This window comes from Streptomyces sp. NPDC004126 (assembly GCF_050275515.1).
Lineage (GTDB): Bacteria > Actinomycetota > Actinomycetes > Streptomycetales > Streptomycetaceae > Streptomyces.
The window spans coordinates 17,913-29,813 of record NZ_JBNNPF010000009.1 but is presented as its reverse complement, the minus strand read 5'-3'; the positions used below and the strand labels follow the sequence as shown (position 1 = coordinate 29,813).

General features: G+C 71.3%; 11 protein-coding genes. 9 read left to right on the top strand and 2 right to left on the bottom strand.

The window, feature by feature from the left end; translation table 11 throughout:
• Nucleotides 1-55 precede the first annotated feature (55 nt).
• From ACQKM2_RS10935 to glmM, 5 genes are all read left to right on the top strand, one after another.
• Nucleotides 56-1,675 (top strand): ABC-F family ATP-binding cassette domain-containing protein, encoded by a 1,620-nt coding sequence (locus tag ACQKM2_RS10935; protein WP_427708467.1) that lies wholly within the window; start codon nt 56-58, stop codon nt 1,673-1,675.
• 38 nt (nt 1,676-1,713) lie between these two features.
• Nucleotides 1,714-2,970: a glycosyltransferase family 87 protein gene (locus ACQKM2_RS10930; protein ID WP_427708466.1), complete on the top strand. Its 1,257-nt coding sequence runs from the start codon at nt 1,714-1,716 to the stop codon at nt 2,968-2,970.
• A 236-nt stretch (nt 2,971-3,206) separates the two neighbouring features.
• Nucleotides 3,207-3,650, top strand: a complete 444-nt coding sequence (gene rplM, locus ACQKM2_RS10925; RefSeq protein ID WP_427708465.1) for a 50S ribosomal protein L13 — start codon at nt 3,207-3,209, stop codon at nt 3,648-3,650.
• 42 nt (nt 3,651-3,692) lie between these two features.
• Complete coding sequence (gene rpsI / locus ACQKM2_RS10920) at nt 3,693-4,208, top strand: 30S ribosomal protein S9 (RefSeq protein WP_007265926.1); 516 nt, start codon at nt 3,693-3,695, stop codon at nt 4,206-4,208.
• Nucleotides 4,209-4,344: 136 nt separating this feature from the next.
• Nucleotides 4,345-5,703: a phosphoglucosamine mutase gene (glmM, locus tag ACQKM2_RS10915; protein WP_427708464.1), complete on the top strand. Its 1,359-nt coding sequence runs from the start codon at nt 4,345-4,347 to the stop codon at nt 5,701-5,703.
• On the opposite strand, the gene ACQKM2_RS10910 is transcribed toward glmM, so the two are convergent.
• A complete protein-coding gene (locus ACQKM2_RS10910; RefSeq protein ID WP_427708463.1) occupies nt 5,700-6,674 on the bottom strand; it encodes a DUF389 domain-containing protein in 975 nt (324 codons plus the stop codon). The genes glmM and ACQKM2_RS10910 overlap by 4 nt on opposite strands.
• Nucleotides 6,675-6,690: 16 nt before the next feature.
• On the bottom strand, nt 6,691-7,710 hold the full coding sequence (coaA, locus tag ACQKM2_RS10905) for a type I pantothenate kinase (RefSeq protein ID WP_427708462.1): 1,020 nt from the start codon (nt 7,708-7,710) through the stop codon (nt 6,691-6,693).
• A 279-nt stretch (nt 7,711-7,989) separates the two neighbouring features.
• Between coaA and ACQKM2_RS10900 the strand changes: the two genes are divergently transcribed.
• The 4 genes from ACQKM2_RS10900 to ACQKM2_RS10885 all read left to right on the top strand — a co-directional run bounded on the left by ACQKM2_RS10900 (nt 7,990) and on the right by ACQKM2_RS10885 (nt 11,900).
• Entirely contained in the window at nt 7,990-8,769 is a 780-nt protein-coding gene (locus ACQKM2_RS10900; protein WP_427708461.1) for a hypothetical protein, read from the top strand.
• Entirely contained in the window at nt 8,766-9,533 is a 768-nt protein-coding gene (locus tag ACQKM2_RS10895) for a hypothetical protein (RefSeq protein ID WP_427708460.1), read from the top strand. Before ACQKM2_RS10900 ends, ACQKM2_RS10895 begins: the two co-directional genes overlap by 4 nt.
• Before the next feature lie 121 nt (nt 9,534-9,654).
• A complete protein-coding gene (glmS, locus tag ACQKM2_RS10890; protein ID WP_427708459.1) occupies nt 9,655-11,517 on the top strand; it encodes a glutamine--fructose-6-phosphate transaminase (isomerizing) in 1,863 nt (620 codons plus the stop codon).
• A gap of 14 nt (nt 11,518-11,531) precedes the next feature.
• Nucleotides 11,532-11,900, top strand: a complete 369-nt coding sequence (locus tag ACQKM2_RS10885; RefSeq protein WP_125604279.1) for a holo-ACP synthase — start codon at nt 11,532-11,534, stop codon at nt 11,898-11,900.
• Nucleotide 11,901: the final 1 nt, after the last annotated feature.

The window sequence follows — 11,901 nt, the reverse complement described above, 5'->3', positions numbered from 1 at the left end:
CGGGACGCGGCAAACCGGTTGGGCGGATCAGCGCCCGACCGGGACAATGCCCGGCATGGGACATCTCGAAGCCGGCCACCTGGAGTACTACCTTCCCGACGGGCGGGTCCTGCTCCCCGACGTCTCCTTCCGCGTGGGGGAGGGGTCGGTGGTGGCCCTGGTGGGCGCGAACGGCGCCGGCAAGACCACTCTGCTGAAGCTGATCTCGGGCGAGCTCCAGCCGCACGGCGGCGGCGTCGCCATCAGCGGCGGCCTCGGGGTGATGTCGCAGTTCGTGGGCTCGGTCCGGGACGAGACGACCGTACGGGACCTGCTGGTCTCGGTGGCGCAGCCGCGGATCCGGGAAGCGGCGAAGGCCGTGGACCACGCCGAGCACCTGATCCTCACGGTCGACGACGAGGCCGCGCAGATGGCGTACGCGCAGGCGCTCAGCGACTGGGCCGACGTGCAGGGCTACGAGGCGGAGACCCTGTGGGACGTGTGCACCACGGCCGCGCTGGACATCCCCTTCGACCGGGCCCAGTACCGCGAGGTGCGCACGCTGTCGGGCGGTGAGCAGAAGCGGCTGGTGCTGGAGGCGCTGCTGCGCGGGCCGGACGAGGTGCTGCTGCTCGACGAGCCGGACAACTACCTCGACGTCCCGGGCAAGCGGTGGCTGGAGGAGCAGCTGAAGGCCACCCGCAAGACGGTGCTCTTCGTGTCGCACGACCGGGAGCTGCTGTCCCGGGCCGCCGAGAAGATCATCAGCCTGGAGCCGAGCCCGACGGGTACGGACGTCTGGGTGCACGGCGCGGGCTTCGACACCTACCACGAGGCCCGCAAGGAGCGCTTCGCCCGCTTCGAGGAGCTCAAGCGCCGCTGGGACGAGGAGCACGCCCGCCTGAAGGCGCTGGTCCTGCGGCTGCGGAACCAGGCCGCGAGCAGCCCGGACATGGCCTCGCGGTACCGGGCGATGCAGACCCGCTTCCAGAAGTTCGAGGAGGCCGGCCCGCCGCCGGAGCCGCCGCGCGAGCAGGAGATCAAGATGCGGCTCAAGGGCGGCCGCACGGGCGTGCGCGCGCTGACCGTGGAGAACCTGGAGCTGACCGGCCTGATGAAGCCGTTCTCGCTGGAGGTCTTCTACGGCGAGCGGGTCGCGGTGCTCGGCTCGAACGGCTCCGGCAAGTCGCACTTCCTGCGGCTGCTCGCGGGCGAGGACGTCAAGCACACCGGTGACTGGAAGCTGGGCGCGCGGGTGCTGCCCGGCCATTTCGCGCAGACGCACGCGCACCCGGAGCTGTTCGGGCGCACGCTCGTCGACATCCTGTGGACGGAGGCGGCGAAGCCGCTGGGCCCGGCGATGGCGGTGCTGCGCCGGTACGAGCTGGATCGCCAGGGCGAGCAGAAGTTCGAGAAGCTCTCGGGCGGCCAGCAGGCGCGCTTCCAGATCCTGCTGCTGGAGCTGGCGGGGACGACGGCGCTGCTGCTGGACGAGCCGACGGACAACCTGGACCTGGAGTCGGCGGAGGCCCTGCAGGACGGCCTGGAGTCGTACGAGGGGACCGTGCTGTGCGTGACGCACGACCGCTGGTTCGCCCGGACCTTCGACCGCTACCTGGTCTTCGGTTCGGACGGCGTCGTGAGGGAAACTCAGGAGCCCGTCTGGGACGAACGCAGGGTCGACCGCAAGCGCTGAGGGGGACTGCCGTGGGGCTGCGGCCGAGCATCTGGCTCATGCGGTGGCGGCAGCCGTCCACGGGGGTGCGGTTGACCGCCTGGCTGCTGGGGCCGGCCCCGCGGCCCTGGCGGGTGGTGTCGGCCGGGGTCCTGGTGTTCCTGGCCGTCTCCACGAGCCTGCGGGCGAACTGGGGCTCCGACAACGCCTTCGTGGTCAAGGCCGCGCGGACGCTGCTGGACGGCGGCTCCCCGTACGAGGACAAGCGGTTCCTGTACCTGCCCAGCGCGGTGCTGATGGCGGTGCCCGAGGCGCTGCTGCCGCGGGAGGCGCTGCGGTGGCTGCTTCCGGCGGGGATGACGGGGCTGCTGGGCGCCGGCTGGCTGGCGGCGCTGAGGCTGTTCTCGGTGCCGCTGCGCTCGCGGCTGGCGGTGGGCGGGTTCGCGGTGCTGGCGCTGGCCTACAAGCCGTACGCGAACCTGGTGCTGATCGGGAACTGGACGGCGGTCTCGGCGGCCGCGCTGCCCTTGGCGCTGCTGCTCGCGCACCGGGGGCGGTGGGGGTCGGCCGGGCTGGTGGTGGGGCTGGCGATCGCGTGCAAGCCGATGCTGGTGCCGGTCGGGCTGCTGTTCGTGCTGGCCCGGCGGTGGCGGGGGCTGGCGGTGGCGGTGCTGGTGCCGCTGGGGACGTCGCTGGCGGGGGCGCTGGTGATGCCGAGCCCGTCGCTGTTCTTCACCAAGACGCTGCCGTTCCTCTTCCAGGGGCAGGACGCGTACGCGCTGCCCTGGGACGCCTCGCCGATCGCGGTGCTGCCGCGGCTGGGGCTGCCCCAGCCGGTGGCGGTGGCGGTGGCCTTCGCGGGGGCCGGGGCCGGGCTGTGGGCGGCGTGGACCCGCTGGCGCCGGCCGGATCCCGAGGGTGACGGGGGCGAGCTGAGGCTCGTGGAGACGGCCTGCGGCGTGATGCTCACCGCATTCCTGGTCTCGCGCCCCTCCTTCGACCACTACCTGCTGGTGGTGCTGCCGCTGCTGCTCGCGTCGGGGGTGCGGGCGGGCTCGATGCCCCGCTCGCCCTGGTTCTGGCTGGCCCTGACGCCGCAGGCGGCGCTGGTTCCGTGGCCGGACGAGCTGGCCGGCAAGCGGCGCGCCTTCAAGGACATGGCGACCCTGTGCGGGCTCGCGGGTCTGCTGGCACGTCGTGCAGTGGTCTCCGGTCGGGTTACCCTGGGACGAGTAACAACTGCGGGGTCCCCATCCAGGACCGAACCGGAGTGCGCCGCGACGCCAGCAGAATCGGCATCGCGGACCGCGTTTTGACCCGTACGGGTCTACTTGGGTATCCTGCTGGTTTGTTATGCGTATTGGCTTTCTCATTCTCACGTGAAAGGGCCTTACGCCGGTCCACCGGACCGATGACCAGCGGTTTTCACTCGGGTGCGTCCCCGATGTGAACGAGGGCTGTCGTGATCGTCCGTGGTGACCCTGTCAGGACCCTTCCCGCGGGGCTAGCGCCCTATGGGATGACCCACCACTGAAGAAGCGAAGGCATACGCGTGCGTACGTACAGCCCCAAGCCCGGCGACATCTCGCGCCAGTGGCTCGTCATTGACGCCCAGGACGTCGTCCTCGGCCGTCTGGCGACCCAGGCCGCTGCCCTCCTGAAGGGCAAGCACAAGCCGACCTACGCCCCCCACATGGACATGGGCGACTTCGTCATCGTCATCAACGCCGACAAGGTCCACCTGTCCGGCAACAAGGCGACCCAGAAGATGGCGTACCGCCACTCCGGCTTCCCGGGCGGTCTCCGCTCCGTGCGCTACGACGACCTCCTGGCGAACAACCCGGAGAAGGCCGTCGAGAAGGCCGTCAAGGGCATGCTCCCCAAGAACACCCTGGGCCGTCAGATGCTCTCGAAGCTGAAGGTCTACTCGGGCGACCAGCACCCCCACGCTGCCCAGCAGCCGGTGCCGTTCGAGATCACCCAGGTCGCGCAGTAGTTCCGGCCACCCCCTAAGACGTAGAGAATTCTGAGGAGCATCGTGGCCGAGACCACCGCCGAGACCCCCATCGACGAGTTCGAGGGCGTCGAGGAGTACACCACCGAGTCGGACGTCGTCGTCGAGGGCGACTACACCTCCGAGTCGCTTGCCGGTCGCTTCGGTGACCCCCAGCCGGCCGCCGGCCTGGGCCGTCGCAAGAACGCCATCGCCCGCGTCCGGATCGTTCCGGGCACCGGCAAGTGGAAGATCAACGGTCGCACCCTTGAGGACTACTTCCCCAACAAGGTGCACCAGCAGGAAGTCAACGAGCCCTTCAAGCTCCTGGAGCTTGACGGCCGTTACGACGTCATCGCCCGCATCTCGGGTGGCGGCGTCTCCGGTCAGGCCGGCGCCCTGCGCCTCGGCGTGGCCCGCGCGCTGAACGAGGCGGACGTGGACAACAACCGCCCGGCGCTGAAGAAGGCCGGCTTCCTCTCCCGCGACGACCGTGCGGTCGAGCGCAAGAAGGCCGGTCTCAAGAAGGCCCGTAAGGCTCCGCAGTACAGCAAGCGTTAATCTTCGCCTGCTGTTCAGCAACGAAACCGCCCCGGCAGCACTCTCTGTGCTGCCGGGGCGGTTCGTTTACCGCCAAAAGCGGCAAACAACTGTCACTAGCGGTCACCAAGCGAAGCTTGAACTCGGGAGGACAACAGTGGGACGACTCTTCGGGACGGACGGTGTACGAGGCGTCGCCAACGCGGATCTGACGGCTGAGCTCGCGCTCGGCCTCTCCGTGGCGGCCGCACATGTACTGGCCGAGGCGGGCACCTTCGAGGGCCACCGGCCCACGGCCGTCGTCGGCCGCGACCCGCGCGCGTCGGGCGAGTTCCTGGAGGCCGCGGTGGTCGCCGGCCTCGCCAGCGCCGGCGTGGACGTCCTGCGCGTCGGTGTGCTGCCCACCCCGGCGGTGGCGTATCTCACCGGTGCGCTGGGTGCCGACCTCGGCGTCATGCTCTCCGCGAGCCACAACGCCATGCCCGACAACGGAATCAAGTTCTTCGCGCGCGGCGGCCACAAGCTCGCCGACGAGCTGGAGGACAGCATCGAGTCCGTGTACGAGGAGCACCGCACGGGCGCGCCCTGGGAGCGTCCCACCGGCGCCGGCGTCGGCCGCGTCTCCGACTACGACGAGGGCTTCGACAAGTACGTCGCCCACCTCATCGGCGTCCTCCCCAACCGCCTCGACGGCCTGAAGGTCGTCCTGGACGAGGCCCACGGCGCGGCCGCGTACGTCTCGCCCGAGGCCTTCACCCGGGCCGGCGCGGAGGTCGTCACGATCGGCGCCGAGCCCGACGGCCTGAACATCAACGACGGCTGCGGCTCCACCCACCTGGAGCTGCTGAAGCAGGCCGTGGTCGAGCACGGCGCCGCCTTCGGCATCGCCCACGACGGCGACGCGGACCGCTGCCTGGCGGTGGACGGCACCGGCGCCGAGGTCGACGGCGACCAGATCCTCGCGGTCCTGGCGCTGGCCATGCGCGAGGCCGGACAGCTGCGCGGGAACACCGTGGTCGGCACCGTCATGTCCAACCTGGGCTTCAAGCTCGCCATGGAGGCCGAGGGCATCGCGGTCGTGCAGACCGGTGTCGGCGACCGGTACGTCCTGGAGGCCATGAAGGAGCACGGCTACGCCCTGGGCGGCGAGCAGTCCGGCCACGTGATCATCCTCGACCACGCGACGACCGGCGACGGCACCCTGACCGGCCTGATGCTGGCGGCGCGCGTCGCGGCCACCGGCCGCTCGCTGGCCGAGCTGGCCGGGGTCATGCAGCGGCTGCCGCAGATCCTGATCAACGTCCCGGACGTGGACAAGTCCCGCGTCGCCACCTCGGGCGAGCTCGCCGCGGCCGTCGCCGACGCCGAGCGCGAGCTGGGTTCCACCGGCCGGGTGCTGCTGCGCCCCTCCGGCACCGAGCCCCTCGTCCGGGTGATGGTGGAGGCCGCCGACATCGAGCAGGCCCGCACGATCGCCGGTCGGCTCGCGGACGCGGTGAAGTCGGCGCTCGGCTAGGCGCTGCCCGTCCCCTGCCCCCGTGGCGCACCCGGCTTCCGGAGCATCCGGCCCGCCTGGGTGCGCCACAGCAGTTTCCAGGCGATGAGGGTGAGCGTCCCGGACAGCATGATGCCGCCGAGGTTCAGCAGCAGCTGTTCGGCCGAGCCCCACATCTGGCCGAAGTCGCCGTAGCTGAGCGCGACGGCGGCGTTGGCGCCCGCCGGGACGGTGGTCACCGAGATCGCCACGCCGACCAGGGCGCCGGCCCTCGCCGAGGTCAGCGAGAGCATGCCCGCGACACCGGCGAGCAGTGCCACCACGAACGAGAAGGGGTCGGGCTGCCAGATGAAGCTGGTGTTCGGCCGCGGGCTGTCGAGCACCCCCGGGTGGAAGAGGCCCAGCCCGTCCATGGCCAGGCTGAACACCGTGGTCGCCACGATCGCCGCCGCGAACCCGACGAGCAGCGCGACCAGCGAGCGCCCCGCGAGCCTCGGCTTGCGCTCCACCAGCCCCGTGCAGACCCCGGCGAGCGGGCCGAACTCCGGGCCGACCGCCATGGCGCCCACGATCAGGATCGCGTTGTCCAGGACCACGCCGCAGGCCGCGATCATCGTCGCCACGATCATGAAGGCGCTGTAGGTGATCGTCAGGGTGGATTCCTCGTGGGTCGCCTCGGCGAGCTGTTCCCAGATCACCGCGTCGGCGCCCTCACCGGGGGCCTCCTCCTCGGCCGCGTCGGCGCGGGTGGAGATCGACAGGTCGATGTTCTCGACGGCGATCGAGCCGTCGCGGTCGATGCCGAGGCCGCGCATCTCCTGGAGCAGCTCGTCGGCCGACTCGCGGGCCACGTCGCACAGGACCAGGTCGCCCTCCGGGTCGCGGCCGGCACCCGCCAGGACGACCACGTGGGTGGTCCCGACCGTCCCGTCGATGAGCGCGAGCGCGTCCTTCGTGCGGTGGGACGGGACGATCATCCGCAGATGCAGCATGCCCGCACCATAGCCACTACAGCTTGCGCAGGCTCAGCTTCTGGACCTTGTGGTCGGGTCCCTTGCGCACGACGAGCGTGGCGCGGCCGCGGGTGGGGGCCACGTTCTCCAGCAGGTTGGGCTTGTTGATGGTCCGCCACATGGTCTGCGCGTACTCCATGGCCTCCTCCTCGGAGACCTGGGTGTACTTGCGGAAGTAGGAGAAAGGATTCTGGAACGCGGTCTCGCGCAGCTTCCGGAACCGGTTGAGGTACCAGCGCTCGATGTCCTCGGGGCGCGCGTCCACGTACACGCTGAAGTCGAAGTAGTCGGCGAGGCCGACGCGGGTGCGGCCGTCCTTGCCCGGCAGCGCGGGCTGCAGCACGTTGAGGCCCTCGACGATGAGGATGTCCGGGCGGCGTACGACGAGCTGCTCGCCCGGCACGATGTCGTAGATCAGGTGCGAGTAGACCGGGGCCTTGACCTCGTCCTTGCCCGCCTTGATGTCGGCGACGAAGCGGGTCAGCGCCCGGCGGTCGTAGGACTCCGGGAAGCCCTTGCGGGAGGTCAGGCCGCGCCGCTGGAGCTCCTTCATCGGGTACAGGAAGCCGTCCGTGGTGACCAGCTCGACGCGCGGGTGCTCGGGCCAGCGGGCCAGGAGCGCCTGGAGCAGACGGGCCACGGTGGACTTGCCGACGGCTACGGAGCCGGCGACCCCTATGACGAAGGGGGTGCCCTGCTGGGCGCCGTGGCCGTTGCCGGCGTCGCCGAGGAAGGTGTTCAGGGTGCCGCGGAGGTTGCTGGTGGCGCCGACGTACAGGTTCAGCAGGCGGGAGAGCGGCAGGTACACGTCCCGCACCTCGTCGAGGTCGATGACGTCGCCCAGGCCCCGCAGCCGCTCCACCTCCTCCGCGGTCAGCGGCAGCGGGGTCCGCTCGCGCAGGGCGCTCCACTCGGCCCGGGTGAGTTCGACGTACGGAGACGGGTCCTGGGCCCGGCGGGGACCCGGTCGCTCCGTTGCGCGGTCCGGTGTACAACGCGTCGGCGAGGTGATCACACCGCCATTGTCGGGGCTGCGGGGCCCCCGTGGGTGGTGGGGTCGGTCACGTGGCGGGTGGCTGCCGGGAAAACAGGGGGTGGCGGGGGTCGGTCGGGGGCGCGGCGGGGTTGTGCACGAGTGCGTATCGATCGGAAGCCCGGCCGGTCTCGTGCGCATCACGATTCGGCCGGTTCACCCGAAAACCCGTTCGCGTGATCGATTGAACGCCTTACATTGTTCGTCGCCGTGGCGCCGACCTGCGCCCTGACGGCCTTCGTTTCCTGGGGGAGATTCTTCGTGCGTACCGCGTTCGTCCGTCGTGCCGTCCTTACCGCCTCGGCCGTTTCCCTGAGCCTGCTGGCCACCGCCTGCGGTTCCGACTCCGGTGACTCGGGCAAGAAGGACGACGCCAAGGCGAGCCCCCGGCAGTCCGCCCCCGCGGCCGCCGCGGCCAAGGGCAAGTCGGCCGCCGAGCTGGCGCCGCTGCTGGTCGCCCAGGCCGACCTGCCCGAGCACAAGGTCGAGGCGGACGCGGCGGCGAAGGCCGCGACCGGGGCGAACGCCGACGCCGACAAGCCCGAGTGCAAGCCGCTGGTCCAGCTCCAGACCCTGGTCCCGGTCGGCAAGCCGGCCGGCACCGCGACGATCGCCGCGACGGAGAAGCCGAAGAAGCCGTCCGAGGGCGCGAGCCTCGACGACAAGCTCGACGCGCTCAAGGGCGGCCTGGCCGTCACCCGCACCTCGGTGGGCCTCGCCTCGTACGACGGCAAGGGCGCCGAGGAGGCCTTCGGCGCGCTGAAGGCCGCCGGCACGGCCTGCGCGGCCGGCTACACGGTCACCCAGGACGCCGAGAAGACCAAGATCGAGAAGGTCGCCCCCTCCGCCGCGGTCACCGCCGGTGACGAGGCCCTGGCCTACAACACCGTGATGGACCTGAAGGACGGCGACAAGGCCACGATGCAGTTCGTGGTCGTGCGCAAGGGCAACACCCTGGCCACCTTCTACGCGATGAACCTGACGGGTGCGGCCGCCCAGCCGAAGGCGGTCGTGGAGGCGCAGGTCAAGAAGCTCGGATGAGAGGCGTCCGCGCGCGGCGCGCGGCCGCACTGGGAGCCTCGGCGGTCTCCGGTCTGACGCTGGCCCTGCTGGCCACCGGCTGCGGGACCGCCCGGCCCGGCATGGTGGTGGAGATCGTCCCGGCGGAGCTGCCCGCCGACGCGGCCGACCACGCCTCGAAGGAGAAGGGGCAGGAGCCCCCGGCCCGGCTGATCGTGGCGCAGGGCGACCTCGTGGACCACAGGGTCAGCCCCGAGGGGGCGGACAGCCCCCTGGTGAGCGTGGACCGGCCGGAGTGCAGGGAGCTGGCCTTCGCGGCCACCGGTTTCCTGCCGACGGGCCGGACCGGCTGGGCCAAGGCGTCGGTGGTCGCCGTACCGGCGCCGCTGCCGCAGGACGCCACGGAACGGCAGAAGCGGGCGGCCGCCCAGGACGCAGTCAGCTCGACCGTGACGGTGGTGACCCTCGGTTCGTACGCGGGCAACGCGGCCGGCCGGCACTTCGCCGAGGTCCGGGCCGCGGGCGAGGCCTGCACGGACGGCTACTCCGCGACGGCCAACGGGGAGACCGTCAGGGTGACGCGGGTCGTCCCGCACGCCGCGCACGGCGGCGACGAGGCGGTCGGCTACACGGTGGAGGCCGAGCAGGACGGCGTGCACCACGCCACCGAACTCGTGGTGGTGCGCAAGGGCGGCACGCTCGCGAACTTCGTGGCGGGCCGGACCTCCGGCGCGGCGGAACTCGCGGCTCCGGTGGTCGAGGCGCAGCTGCTCAAGCTGGGCTGAAGGCCGTCGAACGACCGAATCGAAAACATCGTCAACCCCGCTCCGGTGGATTCGCCGGGGCGGGGTTTTCGTCTTGTTCGGGTACGGGGCAGACGGGCGGCCACGGCGTACGCTGCCGCCTATGTGCGGAATTGTGGGTTACGTAGGGGCGCAGTCTGCGCTCGATGTGGTCATCGCCGGACTGAAGCGGCTGGAGTACCGCGGCTACGACTCGGCCGGTGTCGCCGTCCTCGCCGACGGGGCGCTCGCCAACGTCAAGAAGGCCGGGAAACTCGTCAACCTGGAGAAGGAACTGGTCAGTCGGCCCCTGCCGGCCGGCTCCACGGGCCTCGGACACACCCGGTGGGCGACCCACGGCGGGCCCACCGACGTCAACGCCCACCCCCACCTGGACAACTCCGGCCGGGTGGCGGTCGTGCACAACGGCATCATCGAGAACTTCGCCGAGCTGCGCGCCGAACTCGCCGAACGCGGACACCGGCTGGAGTCCGAGACGGACACCGAGGTGGTGGCGCACCTGCTCGCCGAGCGCTTCGAGGCGGCCGGGGGCGCCGGGGGAGGGGGGCTCGCGGAGGCGATGCGGCAGGTGTGCCGGCGGCTGGAGGGCGCCTTCACCCTGGTCGCGGTGCACGCCGACGAGCCGGACGTGGTCGTCGGCGCGCGCCGGAACTCCCCCCTGGTGGTGGGCGTTGGAGAGGGTGAGAACTTCCTCGCCTCGGACGTGGCCGCGTTCATCGCCCACACCCGGTCCGCGATCGAGCTGGGGCAGGACCAGGTCGTCGAACTCCGCCGCGACGGGGTCACGGTGACCGGCTTCGACGGTGCGCCCGCGACCGTGCGGGCGTACCACGTGGACTGGGACGCCTCGGCGGCCGAGAAGGGGGGCTACGACTACTTCATGCTCAAGGAGATCGCCGAGCAGCCGAAGGCCGTCGCCGACACGCTGCTGGGCAGGATCGACGCGAGCGGCCTGCTGACCCTGGACGAGGTGCGCATCCCCGCCTCGGTGCTCCGGGAGGTCGACAAGGTCGTGATCGTGGCCTGCGGTACGGCCTACCACGCGGGCATGATCGCGAAGCTGGCCATCGAGCACTGGACCCGCATCCCGTGCGAGACGGAGCTGGCCAGCGAGTTCCGCTACCGCGACCCGATCCTCGACCAGCGCACGCTGGTGATCGCGATCTCGCAGTCCGGCGAGACCATGGACACCCTGATGGCGCTGCGGCACGCGCGCGAGCAGGGCGCCAGGGTGCTGGCCGTCTGCAACACGAACGGCTCGACCATCCCCCGCGAATCGGACGCCGTGCTCTACACGCACGCCGGTCCGGAGGTGGCCGTCGCCTCCACCAAGGCGTTCCTGACGCAGCTGGTCGCCTGCTACCTCGTCGCGCTGTACCTCGGGCAGGTGCGGGGCACGAAGTGGGGCGACGAGATCCGGGCGGTGGTCCGGGAGCTGTCGGACATCGCCGCGGCGGTGGACAGGGTGCTGGAGACGATGGAGCCGGTACGGGCCCTGGCGCGCTCCCTCGCCGACAAGGACACCGTGCTGTTCCTCGGCCGCCACGTCGGCTACCCGGTGGCGCTGGAGGGTGCGCTCAAGCTCAAGGAGCTGGCGTACATGCACGCCGAGGGCTTCGCGGCGGGCGAGCTCAAGCACGGGCCGATCGCGCTGATCGAGAAGGACCTGCCGGTGGTGGTCGTCGTACCGTCGCCGCGCGGGCGCTCGGTCCTGCACGACAAGATCGTCTCGAACATCCAGGAGATCCGGGCGCGCGGGGCGCGGACCATCGTGATCGCGGAGGAGGGCGACGAGGCCGTGGTCCCGTACGCCGACCACCTGATCCGGATCCCGGCCACCCCGACGCTGCTCCAGCCGCTGGTGGCGACGGTGCCGCTCCAGGTGTTCGCGTGCGAGCTGGCGACCGCGCGGGGGAACGAGGTGGACCAGCCGCGTAACCTCGCCAAGTCCGTGACCGTGGAGTAGTTGGGGTTGTCGTCGTGATTGTCGGTGTGGGGATTGACGTTGCCGAGATCGAGCGGTTCGGTGCGGCGCTGGAGCGGACGCCGCAGATGGCCCGGCGGCTCTTCCTCGAATCCGAGCTGACGCTGCCGAGCGGCGAGCGGCGCGGTACCGCCTCGCTCGCCGCCCGGTTCGCGGCCAAGGAAGCCCTGGCCAAGGCCCTGGGGGCGCCCGCCGGGCTGCTGTGGACCGACGCCGAGGTGTACGTCGAGGACACCGGGCAGCCCCGGCTGCGGGTGTCCGGCACGGTCGAGGCCCGGGCGCGGGCCCTCGGGGTGAAGTCCTGGCACATCTCCCTCAGCCACGACGCCGGCGTCGCGTCGGCGGTGGTGATCGCCGAAGGTTAGT